Source organism: Thermotoga petrophila RKU-1 (assembly GCF_000016785.1).
GTDB lineage: Bacteria > Thermotogota > Thermotogae > Thermotogales > Thermotogaceae > Thermotoga > Thermotoga petrophila.
On record NC_009486.1, the window covers coordinates 431,434 to 446,321 of the forward strand.

Annotated in this window: 16 protein-coding genes and 1 tRNA gene; all 17 read left to right on the plus strand. The window is 45.7% G+C overall.

From position 1 onward, the window contains the following. Positions 1-8: 8 nt before the first annotated feature. The 17 genes from ompB to TPET_RS02315 all read left to right on the plus strand — a co-directional run bounded on the left by ompB (position 9) and on the right by TPET_RS02315 (position 14,843). Positions 9-1,262, plus strand: a complete 1,254-nt coding sequence (gene ompB, locus TPET_RS02240) for an outer membrane porin OmpB (RefSeq protein WP_011943086.1) — start codon at positions 9-11, stop codon at positions 1,260-1,262. 67 nt (positions 1,263-1,329) lie between these two features. Next, a tRNA-Ser gene (locus TPET_RS02245) sits at positions 1,330-1,418 on the plus strand. A 37-nt stretch (positions 1,419-1,455) separates the two neighbouring features. Further along, positions 1,456-1,980: a cysteine hydrolase family protein gene (locus TPET_RS02250; protein ID WP_011943087.1), complete on the plus strand. Its 525-nt coding sequence runs from the start codon at positions 1,456-1,458 to the stop codon at positions 1,978-1,980. A gap of 10 nt (positions 1,981-1,990) precedes the next feature. Next, the gene (locus TPET_RS02255; protein WP_011943088.1) at positions 1,991-3,286 is read left to right on the plus strand and encodes a nicotinate phosphoribosyltransferase; all 1,296 of its coding nucleotides are present in this window, start codon (positions 1,991-1,993) and stop codon (positions 3,284-3,286) included. Positions 3,287-3,299: 13 nt separating this feature from the next. Continuing rightward, positions 3,300-4,181, plus strand: coding sequence for a pyridoxal 5'-phosphate synthase lyase subunit PdxS (gene pdxS, locus TPET_RS02260; protein ID WP_011943089.1), 882 nt, complete (start codon positions 3,300-3,302; stop codon positions 4,179-4,181). Between the two features lie 3 nt (positions 4,182-4,184). After that, a complete protein-coding gene (gene pdxT / locus TPET_RS02265) occupies positions 4,185-4,751 on the plus strand; it encodes a pyridoxal 5'-phosphate synthase glutaminase subunit PdxT (RefSeq protein ID WP_011943090.1) in 567 nt (188 codons plus the stop codon). Next, positions 4,748-5,377, plus strand: coding sequence for a nucleotidyl cyclase domain-containing protein (locus tag TPET_RS02270; RefSeq protein ID WP_011943091.1), 630 nt, complete (start codon positions 4,748-4,750; stop codon positions 5,375-5,377). The genes pdxT and TPET_RS02270 overlap by 4 nt, the downstream gene beginning before the upstream one ends. 40 nt (positions 5,378-5,417) lie before the next feature. Further along, positions 5,418-6,407: a lysylphosphatidylglycerol synthase transmembrane domain-containing protein gene (locus tag TPET_RS02275; protein ID WP_083756011.1), complete on the plus strand. Its 990-nt coding sequence runs from the start codon at positions 5,418-5,420 to the stop codon at positions 6,405-6,407. Further along, entirely contained in the window at positions 6,404-6,997 is a 594-nt protein-coding gene (locus TPET_RS02280) for a TIGR03936 family radical SAM-associated protein (protein WP_011943093.1), read from the plus strand. The genes TPET_RS02275 and TPET_RS02280 overlap by 4 nt, the downstream gene beginning before the upstream one ends. After that, entirely contained in the window at positions 6,990-7,358 is a 369-nt protein-coding gene (locus TPET_RS02285; protein ID WP_011943094.1) for a response regulator, read from the plus strand. The genes TPET_RS02280 and TPET_RS02285 overlap by 8 nt, the downstream gene beginning before the upstream one ends. Continuing rightward, positions 7,351-8,688: a PP2C family protein-serine/threonine phosphatase gene (locus tag TPET_RS02290; protein ID WP_011943095.1), complete on the plus strand. Its 1,338-nt coding sequence runs from the start codon at positions 7,351-7,353 to the stop codon at positions 8,686-8,688. The genes TPET_RS02285 and TPET_RS02290 overlap by 8 nt, the downstream gene beginning before the upstream one ends. Then, positions 8,688-9,449: a YebC/PmpR family DNA-binding transcriptional regulator gene (locus TPET_RS02295; RefSeq protein WP_011943096.1), complete on the plus strand. Its 762-nt coding sequence runs from the start codon at positions 8,688-8,690 to the stop codon at positions 9,447-9,449. The genes TPET_RS02290 and TPET_RS02295 overlap by 1 nt, the downstream gene beginning before the upstream one ends. 8 nt (positions 9,450-9,457) lie before the next feature. Next, on the plus strand, positions 9,458-10,174 hold the full coding sequence (locus TPET_RS02300) for a hypothetical protein (RefSeq protein WP_011943097.1): 717 nt from the start codon (positions 9,458-9,460) through the stop codon (positions 10,172-10,174). Then, positions 10,116-10,964, plus strand: a complete 849-nt coding sequence (locus TPET_RS02305) for a CheR family methyltransferase (protein ID WP_012895879.1) — start codon at positions 10,116-10,118, stop codon at positions 10,962-10,964. The genes TPET_RS02300 and TPET_RS02305 overlap by 59 nt, the downstream gene beginning before the upstream one ends. Further along, entirely contained in the window at positions 10,965-11,525 is a 561-nt protein-coding gene (lspA, locus tag TPET_RS09575; protein WP_011943099.1) for a signal peptidase II, read from the plus strand. Then, a complete protein-coding gene (locus tag TPET_RS02310) occupies positions 11,437-12,318 on the plus strand; it encodes an RluA family pseudouridine synthase (protein WP_238374327.1) in 882 nt (293 codons plus the stop codon). Before lspA ends, TPET_RS02310 begins: the two co-directional genes overlap by 89 nt. Continuing rightward, complete coding sequence (locus TPET_RS02315) at positions 12,315-14,843, plus strand: helix-hairpin-helix domain-containing protein (RefSeq protein ID WP_011943101.1); 2,529 nt, start codon at positions 12,315-12,317, stop codon at positions 14,841-14,843. The genes TPET_RS02310 and TPET_RS02315 overlap by 4 nt, the downstream gene beginning before the upstream one ends. The last annotated feature ends 45 nt before the right edge of the window (positions 14,844-14,888 follow it).

A 14,888-nucleotide genomic window follows, 5' to 3' on the forward strand; every position in this document is an offset into this window, starting at 1 on the left:
AAGATGTTATGAAGAAGTTGCTCGCTCTTTTCCTGGTACTGGGTCTTTTAGTCACAGCAGCGTTTGCCTACGAAGACGTCGTTAAAGTCAATGTCTCTGGAACTGGCTACTTCAACGCGTACCTCGACGAAGAAGGCATCGACCTCGAAGGTGATATTAGTGATTTGTCTGTGTCCATTTCTCCAAGCTCTGGCAGTGTAACAGCACCGGCTACCATTACAGCAGAGTTTTCCATTGACGTCCTTGGAAAAACAGCTTCTCTCAGCAAGATAGCTATCACAACAGATCTGTTCGATCTCACTTACTACAACGATGATATCTATGGGGATGGCTATGTGTTCTACTACGTAGGAGACAGAACACTTGAATTCACACCAAAACTCGGTTTTGAAGGAATCTCTCTGACCGTATACTTTGCAGACATCGTTTCTGAAACGGACCTTACCGACGCTACAAACAATACCAACAACTACTTCGACGATGCCGTTGCTCTGAAACTCGGCGTGACAAACCTTGATCTCCTTGATGCGACACTCTTCGGTGCGTTCTATGATACTGATACGAACAATGCCACAAGCGCCTATGGCTATGCTGCCCACTTGAATCTCACTGGAAAAGACATCCTTGAAAATCTCGTGGTCGATCTTGCCTACGCCTACGAAGCAACCAGCATGTACCTGGTAGAAGCACAGTACAGCAAATCCTTTGAAATGGAACCTGTTACTCTGACGGTGTCTCCATACTTTGTCTATTCTGAAGGAGCCCCCACATACTACGACGATGATTCTGTTGATGGCGATGGCTGGACAGCACCCTGGGGATCCAAACTCGTGAAAGTTGGTCTCAAAGCGGAAGCTGGTGTCACCGATGAAGTGACCTTCAGTGCAGAACTGACACCGACTTACGATCTTGATGCCAATTCTTTCAGCCTGCCTGTGACGCTTGCTCTTGCTTACGACTCCGATATGGCAGAGGCAAATGTGAGCGCTTCCTGGGATGATGCTGTCGCTTCTGCTACTAATGTCACCATCGATGCCAACCTGACAGTCACAGCCGTTGAAAATCTTACAGTCAAAGCAGCTGCACAATACAAAGTTGCCACCAACGAACTGGGTTACAACGTCGACGCCAGCTACGTCTACGGTCCTCTCACAACAGGATTCTTCTTCGGAACTCTGTTTGATTCCAATAGTGATGGTACTGCTGATATCAACGATTACTTCACCTGGTACCTCTACTTGAAAGCTTCCGTTGCATTCTAATCCACACCACCGCAAATCAACCCCCGGCACTTGCCGGGGGTTTTGTTTTGTTGTATAATTTAAAACTGGAGGCGTGTCCGAACTGGCTAAGGAGCCGGTCTTGAAAACCGGTGGGCCGGAAGGCCCGTGTGGGTTCGAGTCCCACCGCCTCCGCCAGCCCCGCACGGGGCTTTTCTTTTTAGGGGGTGAAAACGTGAGAGCCCTTCTTGTGATAGACCTTCAGAGAGATTTCGTGGACAGAGGAGGTGCTCTTTACTTCGAAGGAGCAGAGAAGGTGATCGATCCCATTTTGAAGTGGGTTGAAGAGTTCAAAAAGGAGAACCTCCCCATCATCACCACCCAAGACTGGCATGATCCTGAAGACAGAGAATTCAGCCTCTGGCCGAAACACTGTGTTGCGAACACCGATGGTGCAAGACTCACCGAAAAGCTCGAGAAAGCCCTGGAAGACTATCCCAATCACTTCTCTGTGAAGAAAAACCGATACAGTGCCTTCTACAACACGAATCTTGAAAAGATAATCAGAGACAACGAGATAGACGAAGTTTACGTTTGTGGAGTTGTAACACACATCTGTGTGCTCTTCACCGTCGAAGAGTTGAGAAACAGGGATATCCCTGTTAAAATAATCACTGAAGGCGTTGCTTCTTACGATGAAGAGCTTCACCGCTTTGCACTGAGGGAAATGAAAGAAATTTTAGGAGCAGAATTCATTTGAGGTGATCAATGTGAAAAGACTCAGTCCCGAGGTCTTCAAGGTTCCCATCGACCGCATCAGGAACGGTTACTACTCGGACATATACTTCATAAACTATGTGAAGGTCTTGAAAAGGGACAACCGCCATCCACGGGTGTACTATCAGTTCTTTCCGAGGAAAGACGCCGTAATCTGCGGAATTGACGAGGCCCTCGCCATTCTGAAGTTCTGCACGGGATACTACAAAGACGAGGAAAAAGCGAGGGAACTCTTCGAAGAGATCTTGAAATTAGACAAAGAAATGCAGGCTGCTTCAGTTGAAATGGACGTTCAGAAGATTCTGGAGCTCACTCAGAAAAAGTGGGACCTCAGATTGAAACTGAACGATCTTTGGGTAGACAAATGGGATGAGATAGAAGTACACGCCCTCTACGACGGCGAGGAAGCGAAAGAAGGAGAGCCGATAATGACAATAGAGGGAGATCCCACCTATTTCGGGTATCTCGAAACGGTGCTTCTCGGTGTGATCGCAAGAGCCACCAGCACGGCAACGGCCGTCAAGAAAGTGGTGAAGGCAGCGAGAGGAAAACCCGTGCTCTTTTTCAGTGCCCGTTTTGATCACTACTGGGTCCAGGCAACGGACGGCTACGCAGCTCTCAAAGCGGGGGCCTTTGGAGTTTCTACAGACGCGAACGCGGACTACTGGGGTGTCAAATCCATGGGAACGATGCCTCACGCCCTGATAGCCTGCTACGATGGGAAGACCGAGGACGCTGCCATCGCGTTCGATATGCACATGGAGGAAGACGTGAACAGGATCATTCTTGTGGACTGGGACAACGATGTGATAGGAACAACCTTCAAGGTCATCGAAAAGTTCTACGAGTACGTGATGAAAAAGCCGTTCAAACTCGGAGTGACAGATCCTTCACCGATCATAGGTCCTGGAAAGAACAAGATATGGGGTGTGAGGTTCGACACCTCCGGGAATCTAAGAGATAAATCCGTGGTACCAAAGGACGAGTCTTCCTTTGGGGTGTGTCCGGAACTCGTCTGGAGAGCCCGTCAGGAGTTCGACAAAGTGGGGCTCAAGGATCTGAAGATAGTCGTCTCCGGAGGATTCGACGAGAAGAAGATAGATCTCTTCGAAAGACTCGGAGTTCCTGCAGATGCTTATGGTGTTGGATCTCGCCTGCTGAGGGAGAAGGTGGATATCACGGCAGACATCGTTGAAGTCAATGGAAGACACTGCGCAAAGGTGGGAAGGTACAAGATAGAAAACCCCAGACTGAAAAAAGTGGAGAAGCGCTACTGGGAAGAAGAGTGAGGAGGTGAATGGAATGGAAATCAAAAAGGGTACCTGGATCATAAAGAAGGGTTTTGCGGAGATGTTCAAAGGCGGTGTCATCATGGACGTCACCTCTGCTGAACAGGCCAAGATCGCAGAAGAAGCGGGAGCCGTTGCGGTAATGGCCCTCGAAAGAGTTCCGGCCGATATCAGAAAAGAGGGCGGAGTCGCCAGAATGGCAAGCATCGCAAAGATCAGGGAAATCATGGAAGCAGTGTCCATCCCTGTGATGGCGAAGGTGAGAATCGGACACATAGCCGAGGCAAAGATACTGGAAGAACTCGGAGTCGATTTCATCGATGAGTCTGAGGTACTCACACCAGCTGACGACAGGTTCCACATCAACAAACACGAATTCAAAGTACCTTTTGTCTGCGGTGCAAGAGATCTTGGAGAGGCTCTCAGAAGAATAGCGGAAGGCGCCGCTATGATCAGAACGAAGGGAGAGGCTGGAACGGGAAACGTCGTGGAAGCGGTGAAGCACATGCGAAGGATGATGGAACAGATAAAACAGGTGACCAAGATGGAAGACGAAGAACTCGTCGCTTACGGAAAAGAAATAGGAGCTCCCGTGGAGCTTCTCAGGGAGGTCAAAAGACTTGGAAGACTTCCCGTCGTGAACTTCGCAGCGGGTGGTGTGGCAACTCCTGCGGATGCGGCTCTCATGATGATGCTCGGAGCAGATGGAGTGTTTGTAGGATCCGGTATCTTCAAATCCAAGGATCCAAGAAAGATGGCGAAAGCCATGGTGCTGGCCGTTACCTACTGGGACAATCCAAGGATACTCCTCAAGATCTCCGAAGACATAGGAGAGCCGATGAGAGGGCTCGATGTCGAAGAACTCGAAGTGAGAATGCAGGAGAGAGGGTGGTAAAGAATGAAGATAGGTGTTCTGGGTGTTCAGGGAGATGTCAGAGAACACGTGGAAGCTCTCCACAAGCTCGGAGTTGAGACTCTGATAGTGAAACTTCCAGAGCAGCTGGACATGGTGGATGGTCTCATCCTGCCTGGTGGAGAATCGACCACCATGATAAGAATTCTCAAAGAGATGGATATGGATGAAAAGTTGGTGGAAAGAATAAACGAAGGATTACCAGTCTTTGCAACGTGTGCCGGTGTGATCCTTCTCGCAAAGCGCATCGAAAACTACTCCCAGGAAAAACTTGGAGTTTTGGACATAACCGTTGAAAGAAACGCCTACGGAAGACAGGTCGAAAGCTTTGAGACGTTTGTAGAGATACCCGCTGTAGGAAAAGATCCATTCAGAGCCATTTTCATAAGGGCTCCAAAAATTGTTGAAACAGGAAAGAATGTGGAAATTCTGGCAACCTACGACTACGATCCTGTTCTGGTGAAAGAAGGAAATATACTCGCGTGCACGTTTCACCCAGAACTCACCGACGATTTGAGACTGCACAGATACTTCCTGGAGATGGTGAAATGAAAGTGAAAATCGATCTGGAAGATGAAAAACTTCGTGAACGGATAGTCAAAATCGTTCAAGAGGTGGGATTTCTCATAAATGAATCATCGGATGTAATCATCACCGACAATTTGAAGGAACAGGATCGGTGGATGATTTTGGTTTCAGAGAACGTACCTGAAAATATTCCGGAAGGTGTGCTGGACGTGATCGATCCACGCCTTCCGGACTTTCTGCTAAGAAAAAAATTTGAAATGGTGAAGGTGTACCTGAAATTCCCCTCTGGTATCCTCAGTTATCTCGAAGACGAGTTCGAAAAATCGAAGCGATATGGATTCCCACTTTCTGTTATCTATCTCTTTTTCGAAGATGACGGCACAGCAAGACGCGTCTATGAAATCCTCCGAGAACTTTTGAGGTCTTCTGATAGATTCGATTTCCTGAAGAGAAACGAAATAATGATCGTTCTTCCCGGAACATCGAAAGAAGGCGCGGAAAGACTCCTCAAAAGGTTGAAGAGAAAGTTCCTGAGATTGGATTGGACGAAACAGCCGATGCTTGAGTACGGAGTCGCCCAGGTCGAAGACTGGATGGAAACCGTTGAAGATCTGCTTGCATCCCTCGAATCTTCTTTGAGGAGGTTGTAAAAATCTGAGTAAAAAAGAGTGGATCAACATAATTCTGGCGCTGGCTTTTGGATTTCTCGCCGTCTTTTTTATTTTCAGGGAAGTAGATCCCGCTGAATTTTCCAGATATTTTCATTTAAAATCTCTCCTTTACATGTTCCTTCTCTGCGGAACATTCGTTTTTTCTATTGTCATAGACTCTCTCAGAATGAAATGGCTTTATTCGTTCGTATGGAAAGAGAAATTTCCGCTGTACGATGCCTTCTTCAACAATTACATGAGTTTTGTTTTCAGCATGCTCACTCCTTTCTATTTCGGAGGACAGTTTTTTCAGACGTACCACCTTTCAAGGATGGGTTTCAGATCTGAACACAATGTGAACGTGATTCTTTCCAGATTCGTAGAATACCTGATCTCTGTTACTGTTCTTTCGATTCTGGGCCTTGTGAGATACAGAAACCTTCTCTTCTCGAACGCACTTTTGACCTCAAAGTTGATACTTCTCGCGTATCTCATTAGTGTATCGTTCATAGCCGTTTTGATGGTTTCACTGATAAATCCTACTCTCATTGCACGTCTTTTTAACGTTTTCAAGAGAATAGGGTGGATAGATCGACTCATCAAAAAGATCACCAAAATAGAAGATTGGGATACCAGATTCCTGGAATGGACAGAAAAATTGAAAGAAAGCGTTCAAGTACTCTGGAAAAGTGGCTTTATGTTTTTCGATTTTCCTCTCACTTTCATTTCCCTGCTTGTTCAATCTTTTGTTCTCTACCTTGCCATCTGGCTCACATCCGGAAAAATAGGTTTTCTCGACGTCACAGGCCTCTTCTATTTCCTGAGTTTGGTCGTGTTTTACATACCCACTCCTGGAGCGAGTGGAGGAGTGGAAGCGGTTTATCAGATCGTTTTTTCCAAGATTTTGAATTCTTCTGAAAAAACACTCGCCTCCATTCTCATCTGGAGGATTTCTACCTATTATCTTCCGATATTCATCGGTATAGCATTCCTCTTGATTTACCGCTATCCGAAGGAAGTGGCAAAATGAAGATCGTTCTCAGATTCAAGAAAAAAGGAATGAGGAGATTTCTCTCAACACTTGAGTCTATAAAACTCGTGGAAAGATCCATAAGGAGAGCAGATTTTCCAATCGTTTTCACGGAAGGTTTCCATCCAAAACCGAAGATGAGTTTCCTCGACGCCATGCCGGTGGGTGTGGTGAACCTCGCTTTCTACGTGGAACTCTTTGTGAAAAACATCTCAGAAAAACACATAGAGACTCTGAAAAACATCCTCCCAAAGGATTTCGCTTTAGAAAGCGCATGGATCTTCGATGGAAACATCAACGAACTGGTCAACTCGTATCGTTTCTTAGTGATCTCAGAAAAACCTGTGGATCTGGAGAAGACTATTTTGAAAAAGAACAAAAAAGTTTCGTTCAAAGAGAGTCTTCTGGATTTTGAAATATCGAGTGGAAAAAAGTATCACATCTTCAGGTATACTCAAAAGAGGGAGAAACTGATAAACCCGTTACTCCTTGCAGAAGAAGGAACTTTTTTCTTACCCATATGTGAAGAAGCCATGACCGGGCACGGTCCTCTCTCTTCTCTCCTCGAAAGGGGTGGTACGCGTGTCTAAAAAGATTCTTCTTGTTGACGATTCAGCGGTTCTGAGAAAAATCGTTTCTTTCAATCTGAAAAAAGAAGGGTACGAAGTGATAGAAGCGGAAAACGGGCAGATAGCCCTAGAAAAGCTCTCGGAGTTCACACCAGACCTGATAGTTCTCGACATAATGATGCCCGTAATGGATGGATTCACCGTTTTGAAAAAACTTCAAGAAAAAGAAAATTGGAAAAGAATCCCGGTGATAGTCCTCACGGCAAAGGGTGGTGAAGAGGACGAATCTCTGGCATTTTCCCTGGGTGCCAGAAAGGTCATGAGAAAGCCGTTCAGCCCCTCCCAATTCATCGAGGAGGTGAAGCATTTACTAAATGAATGAAAGGGAAATTTGCGAAAGAATCGCTGAAATCTTGAATCTTGAACACGACTGTTCGAAAGGAATAGATGATCTTTTGGAGATCCTGGAGTACGAAATAAACGAATATCGAAAAAGCTTAGAAGAACAGGCCATGTTCATGGAAGCTCAAATCGAAGAGCTTTCGCGCTCGTACGAAGAAATATCAACTCTGCTCGAAATCTCGGAGATTTTCGGTACGTTCGAGTTCCCTTTGAACTTGCAGAACAAACTGGAAAAAGTCATTCGACTCCTCAGGAACGTGATAAAATTTGAGGGTTATGTTGTTCATCTGGAAGGTGAGTTGACAGCCGGGGATCTAAACAGAGAAGAAATAGAAGCAGAAATAGGAAATCCAGAGAAGACCGTTCTGATAGAGCCCGGAAAATCTGAGAAGTTTTCAAATCTTCTGTTTGTACCGATAAAAGGAAACAGATACTACGGATACATGTGCTTCACTGGAAAAGAAGACGGAGGAGTTTTCACCGCAGGTGACAGGAAAATAGCTGAGATGACGGCAAGATACATAGCGAGTGCTCTCGACAGACTGGATTTTCTCAAAAAGGAGATAGAGCGAGAAAGACTGGAAGAACAATTGAACATAGCAAGACAGATACAGGCCAATCTTCTTCCCCGGAAAACTCCAGAGATTGGTTTCATAGAAGCGGATGTCTTCTCTCAACCCGCCGTTCAGGTTGGTGGAGACTATTACGATTTCTTTGTGTCACAGGAGAAAAGGTTTCTCACAGTCGTGGGTGATGTGGCAGGAAAGAGTGTACCGGCGGCTCTGCTAATGAGCGCAGTGAGGAGTTATCTGAAAGTGCTGGTCACCACGTGTCCCGATCTGGAAAGACTCGTGAACAGGTTGAACTCCATTCTCTGCGAAGACATGACAAACGACCGCTTTGTAACGATGGCTTTTATAGAGATATCTCCAGATGGAACTTTGAATCTTATAAACGCAGGCCACAATCCAGTTTATTTCCTGCATAAGGGAGAGCTCGTCAAGATTGAAACTTCTGCGATCCCAATCGGTATAACAGAGTGGGAATACAGAAAGCACACCATTCATTTGAAACCAGATACGTTCGTGATATCTTACTCCGACGGATTGACAGAAGCGAGGAACGAAGCCGGTGAAGAATTCGGATACGAAAAGCTGGAAAATATATTGAGGGAATTCAAGGGTGAAACACCCGCTGAATTGCTGGAGACGCTGAGAAAAAACGTTAAGTCGTTTATAGGAGATGCCCAGCAGCACGATGATATGACAATCGTGGTGTTAAAATATAAAGGACAGCAGGAGGTGGAATGATGTCAGGTCACAACAAGTGGGCCAATATTAAACACAGGAAGATGGCCCAGGATGCGAAGAAATCCAAAATTTTCACAAAGCTGATCAGAGAAATCATAGTTGCAGCAAGAGAAGGAGGAGGAAACATAGAAACAAATCCGCGATTGAGAGCGGCAGTTGAAAAAGCACGGGCAGAAAACATGCCCAAAGAAAACATTGAAAGAGCCATAAAGAGAGGAACGGGAGAACTCGAAGGTGTAGATTACCAGGAAGTGATCTACGAAGGATACGCACCCGGAGGAGTCGCCGTGTACATCAGAGCGCTCACAGACAACAAGAACAGAACCGCTCAGGAGCTCAGGCACCTGTTCAACAAATACGGTGGCAGTCTTGCAGAGAGCGGCTCGGTGAGCTGGATATTCGAAAGAAAAGGAGTTATCGAGATCCCAAGAGACAAGGTGAAAGATCTGGAAGAACTCATGATGATCGCTATAGACGCCGGTGCGGAAGACATAAAAGACACAGAAGATCCGATACAGATAATTACAACCCCTGAGAATCTTTCGGAAGTGAAGAGCAAGCTGGAGGAAGCCGGCTATGAGGTGGAAGCAAAGGTAACATTCATTCCAAAGAACACGATGAAAGTCACAGGTAAAGATGCCGAAAAAGTCCTCGAATTTCTCAACGCACTGGAAGATATGGACGACGTGCAGGAAGTGTATTCGAACTTTGAAATGGACGACAAAGAGATGGAGGAGATACTTTCCAGACTGGAAGGATAACTCTGATTTTGTTTGTTCTGGCAACCGTTTCTGCGTACGCTGGTTTCATCGAAGTGGGAGCAGGAGTTTATAATGAAGTTCCCACGGTGGGTTTTGTACTGTCTCCTGAGCTCAAAACAGACTTCATAGAAGGAAAGTTCAGGTTCGATTTTTTTGCAAGTTTTTCGGAAGGGGAGCTCTCTCTCCTTCCTTTCATTTATGACAATCCTGTTTATTTTCGATTCGGAATCGATGATTTTTCGTTCGAATATCACGCACCAGCAGTCTTGAAAGCGACCTTTGTACCGTTCAAAAAGAGCTGGAATGTGAGACTTGGTTTCATGGGTGGAATCTGGAACGGAGAAAATGTTTTCTTCTTCACGGAGAAACCCGTGTTTCTCGTTTTGTCGAACGATGATAACTACCACATTGGGCTGAACTTCAAAGTGTTCGATACAGGTCTTGAACTCTTCGTTGAAAACGAAAAGCCCGGTGTCTGGTTAGAACTTGGAAGTTTAAAAGTTGGTGTTTCGAACTGGGTTGGTTTGATCTTTGAACATAAAAAAACGGTGGTTCGTTTTCTTTACGATGGAGAATTTAAACCCGGTTTGGCGTTGCTCGAGGAAAACGGCTGGATCTTTGTCAACAGTGACTACGTAGAAGGAAGCTGGAAGGTGGGAAGATTCCATGCAGGAGGAAAGATCGGAAAAGAAAATTGGGCCTTTCAAATTTCAATCGAATTTTGAGTGGAAAGAATTTCCTCAGGAGGAATTCGAATGGTTCGTGAAAGAAGCTGAAAAGAGGTTCGGACTGAACCTCTCTTCTTACAAACCGCAGAGGGTGAAGCGCAGAACAGAACTCCTTCTCAGAAAGTACAACGTGGGATATAGAGAGTATTTGAACATGCTCATCAAAGACAAAAAGTACCTCGATGAATTCATGGATAAGATGACGATAAACGTGACGGAGTTCTTCAGAAATCCGGAAAAGTGGTGGGAACTCAGAGACGAAATCATTCCTCTGATTGCAAAAAATTCTCTGAGGATGAAGTTCTGGAGTGCGGGTTGTTCTTCCGGAGAAGAACCGTACTCCCTGGCCATCCTGGTTAACGAACTCAATCTTTCCTATAAAACTCGTATTCTGGCAACAGACATTGACATCGGCGTGCTCGGAAGAGCCCAGGAAGGTGTTTACGAAGAAAGGGCCTTCGTCAGCACTCCAAAGGAATACCTGGAAAAATACTTCGAGAAGTTACCAGATGGAAGGTACAGGATAAAAGATTCTGTGAAGAAAATTGTGGAGTTCAAAAGGCACGATCTTTTGAAGGATCCGTTCGAAAAGAACTTCGATCTGATAGTGTGTCGAAACGTGGTCATTTACTTCGAACCAGAAGCGAAAAATGAGCTCTACAGAAAGTTCGCTGAATCACTGAAACCGGGGGGATTCCTCTTCGTTGGAAACACTGAAAGAATTTTCAATTACAAAGAACTGGGATTTGAGATATACAAACCGTTCATCTACAGAAAGGTGGAGTAAATGGCATTTGTGATGGTTCTCACGATTGTTCTGGATCAGCTTACAAAGCGGATAGCAAGCGAGATACACGGAACCTTCTTCATAGTTCCGGGTTTTTTGAGATTCGTGAAGGCAACCAACCGAGGAATCGCACTCGGGTTGTTTAAAAATCTTTCCGAACAGCTTCTCTGGACCGTGATGTTCGTTGTTGTTTTTCTATCCCTACTTCCTTATATTTTCAAGTTCAGCAGGCTGGAAAGAACAGCCATGGGCTTCATTCTTGGGGGAGCTCTCGGTAACCTTCTCGACAGAATCAGATTCGGATACGTTCTTGATTTCCTGAATCTGACTTTTCTCCCAACGATATTCAATCTTGCAGACGTGTTCATCATAGTCGGAGGAGCACTTATGATACTGGGAGTTTTCAGAGGTGGAGACAATGAAAGTTTGGAGAGTCGAAAAAAGAGAAGAGGGTTGGAGACTGGATCAGTTTTTGAAGGAGAAGACACCGTCATGGATCTCGAGATCACTGATTCAAAAAGCGATAAAAGAGGGCAAAGTGAAGGTCAACGGTCAGATTAAAAAGCCGAGTTACAAGTTGAAAGAGGGTGAGATAGTAGAGGTTGACCTCCCTGAAAAGCCACAGGAAGCGACAGTTCAACCCGAAGAGATAGAATTGAAAGTTCTTTATGAGGATAGAGACATCGTAGTTATCGACAAACCTGGAGACATGATCGTTCATCCTGTTCCCTCCAAACTCAGCGGAACTCTCGTGAACGCCCTCCTCAATCACTGCAAAGATCTTCAGGGAGTGGGAGGAAAGCTCCGGCCGGGAATAGTTCACAGGCTCGACAAAGAAACCTCCGGTGTCATAGTGGTAGCCAAGAACGATTTTGCCCATCAGAGCCTCTCGAAGCAGTTCAAAGATCGAAAGGTGAAGAAAACTTACATACTCTTGGTGAAGGGTAGAGTGAAGAAAGATGAAGGGGTTGTCGATCTTCCTCTCGCAAGGCATCCTGTTCTGAGGATAAAAATGGCCGTCGTTGAAACAGGGAAGGAAGCGATCACGGAGTACCGAGTTCTGAAAAGGTTCGATGACGTTGCGACGCTCGTTCTCGCCTTTCCTAAAACAGGTAGAACACACCAGATCAGGGTGCACATGAAAAGCCTCGGGCATCCGATCATGGGAGACAAAATCTACGGGAAGCCGAAAGAGGATGAGATCTTCGGAATAAAAAGGCAGATGCTTCACGCCCTGAAACTCGGTTTCTTCCACCCTCGAACGGGCAAATGGATGGAGTTCGTCTCACCTCTGCCAGAGGACTTCAAAGAAGCCATCAGAAGGATCCATGAGTACGTGAGGGAAAGATCATGATTCCATGGGTGATATCTCCCTATTCTTTCGATGGCTCAGTCGTTCGATTCGAAAAACTGGCCCTTCTCTTGAAAAGTAAGGGATTGAAATCTGTCATCCTCGCCGACAGAAACTTCCACGCCGCTGTGAAGTTCAACACGATCATGAGAAAACACGGCCTGATACCGGTTCACGGCCTCTGGAAAGGCGGCAGAATCTTCGTCGCGAGAAACAGAGAGGAATTCGACAGACTGGTCAGGTACTACAACGGAGAAATAGATAAACTCGAAAACGTACCCATTTTCCACGAAAGCGAACTAACACCCGTAAGATACCTCGATAACTCTGAAAGGAAGGCAAGCATCTTCATGAGAAAAGTCTTCGGGCTCGACGAAGACGTTCAGGGTTTTCCGGAAAAATGTGAAGATGCAGTCGACACTTTAAACGCAGAAGCCTACGATCTCAGAGTGAATCACAGATTTCCCACTCCTCCAGAGGATTGGGACGAATCACTCATAGAAAAGGCAGAGTCGCTGGGTGAAGAGTACGTTAGCCGCCTGAAAAGAGAACTCGAGGTGATAAAAAGAAAGGGCTTCACCCCGTACATCTACACGGTGGAAAAAGTGGTAGAGATCGCAAGAAAACTGGGTATAAAAGTTGGTCCAGGAAGAGGAAGTGCGGTAGGTTCCCTCGTTGCACACCTGTGTGGAATAACCGAGATAGATCCCATAAAATACGATCTTCTCTTCGAACGCTTCCTAAACGAAGAAAGGCAGGAACCACCCGATATAGATGTGGATGTGGAAGACAGAAGAAGAAAGGACCTGATAAAGGAGCTATCAAAGTCTTTTCAAGTCTATCAGGTTTCAACCTTCGGAAACCTCACAGAGAAATCTCTGAAAAACCTCATAAACTCCGTTCTTCCAGATGCGTCTCTTGAAGAAAAAAACGAAATCTACAAAATCGTTTATGGACTGCCGCACCATCCCAGTGTTCACGCCGCGGGAATCGTGATCTCAGAAAATCCTCTGCCATTACCCACAAGAGAGGAAGAAGATATCCCAATAACGGACTACGACATGTACGATCTTCAAGAAATAGGTGTTGTGAAGATCGATATACTGGGTCTTAAAACACTCTCGTTCATAAAGGATTTCAAAAAAGAGATTTTCGATTACTCTGATGAAAAAACGTATCATCTCATCTCCAAGGGAAAAACTCTCGGTGTGTTTCAGCTCGAAGGTCTCCAGGCAAGAAAACTATGCAGAAGAATCTCTCCCAGAAACATGGACGAACTCTCCATTCTCCTTGCCCTCAACAGACCTGGTCCATTGAGGTCTGGCCTGGATGTTATGTTTTCGAATCCGAAGAACGTTCCCGAGTTTTTCAGGAAGACGTTTCCAGAGACAAGAGGGGTTCTGATCTATCAGGAACAGATCATGCGACTCGCCATGTTCGCGGGTCTCTCAGGCACCGAAGCGGATATTTTGAGAAGGGCCATTGCAAAGAAAGAAAGAGAAAAAATGGAACCTCTCCTTGAAAAGATGAAAAAAGGCCTTCTTGAAAAAGGTATGGAGAACGCAGAACAGATCCTCGAGATCCTCCTGAACTTTTCCTCCTATGCCTTCAACAAGTCTCACAGCGTCGCATACGCCCACATCACATACCAGACGGCATATTTGAAAGTCCATCATCTTGAAGAATTCTTCAAGCTCTACTTCGCGTACAATTCTTCAGACACCGAAAAGATCTTCCTTGCCGTTCAGGAACTGAGAAGCGAAGGATACAGAGTACATCCTCCAGATATCAACACCTCTGGAAAAGAACTGGTCTTTCACGGTAAAGACGTTTACCTTCCCCTGACGGTTGTGAAAGGAGTGGGAGCAACCCTGGTTGAACAAATCGAAAAAATCAGGCCGATCAACAGTGTGAGAGAACTTCAGGAAAGGGTAACCGGAGTTCCGAGAAACGTTGTGGAAAGCCTGATCACAGCAGGCGTCTTCGACAAACTTTATGAAAACAGAAAACTGGCACTGGAAGAACTGAACAAAAAGGTTGAGAAAGATATTCTTGAGATTCGAAGCCTCTTCGGAGAAAAGGTAGAGCAGGAAAGTTCAAACATCAAAATAGGAGACATCACCGAACTCGAAGAGAAGAGCATGGGATTTCCGTTGACACCCGTTCCTGAAGTTCCTACAGGACTCTTTGCCGGTATAGCCGATGTCTTCACGTATGGTAGGACTCTTCCTGTGCTCGTCAAAAGAGTTTCGAGAAACATCGTGACGGATGGCCTTTCTATTTGCCGGGTAAGGGCAGACGTTCCCGATGGTGTTCACCTTGTGCTCCTCTCACCCCTTCAGAAGATCATCAAAATCTGGCCCTTCAATGAAAACACCAGGTTCGTGTACAGAGTGGATTTTACCGCGACACTGGAAAAGGCCGGTCAAAACGAGATAACGGAAGTCCTTAAAAACGGGGCTGTCGTAAGGTATGAAGGATACAGACCTCTAACGGATGAATATCGCTACAGAGTCGTTCCTCGGTGATCTATGCTATAATTCAAATATAGTAAGGAGTCATCACATTTTTGG

Coding starts and splice junctions, on each gene's coding strand:
- pdxS (WP_011943089.1), top strand. CDS start 3,300: ATGGAAATCAAAAAGGGTACCTGGATCATAAAGAAGGGTTTTGCGGAG.
- ompB (WP_011943086.1), top strand. CDS start 9: ATGAAGAAGTTGCTCGCTCTTTTCCTGGTACTGGGTCTTTTAGTCACA.
- TPET_RS02280 (WP_011943093.1), top strand. CDS start 6,404: ATGAAGATCGTTCTCAGATTCAAGAAAAAAGGAATGAGGAGATTTCTC.
- TPET_RS02270 (WP_011943091.1), top strand. CDS start 4,748: ATGAAAGTGAAAATCGATCTGGAAGATGAAAAACTTCGTGAACGGATA.
- lspA (WP_011943099.1), top strand. CDS start 10,965: ATGGCATTTGTGATGGTTCTCACGATTGTTCTGGATCAGCTTACAAAG.
- pdxT (WP_011943090.1), top strand. CDS start 4,185: ATGAAGATAGGTGTTCTGGGTGTTCAGGGAGATGTCAGAGAACACGTG.
- TPET_RS02315 (WP_011943101.1), top strand. CDS start 12,315: ATGATTCCATGGGTGATATCTCCCTATTCTTTCGATGGCTCAGTCGTT.
- TPET_RS02290 (WP_011943095.1), top strand. CDS start 7,351: ATGAATGAAAGGGAAATTTGCGAAAGAATCGCTGAAATCTTGAATCTT.
- TPET_RS02305 (WP_012895879.1), top strand. CDS start 10,116: ATGCAGGAGGAAAGATCGGAAAAGAAAATTGGGCCTTTCAAATTTCAA.
- TPET_RS02295 (WP_011943096.1), top strand. CDS start 8,688: ATGTCAGGTCACAACAAGTGGGCCAATATTAAACACAGGAAGATGGCC.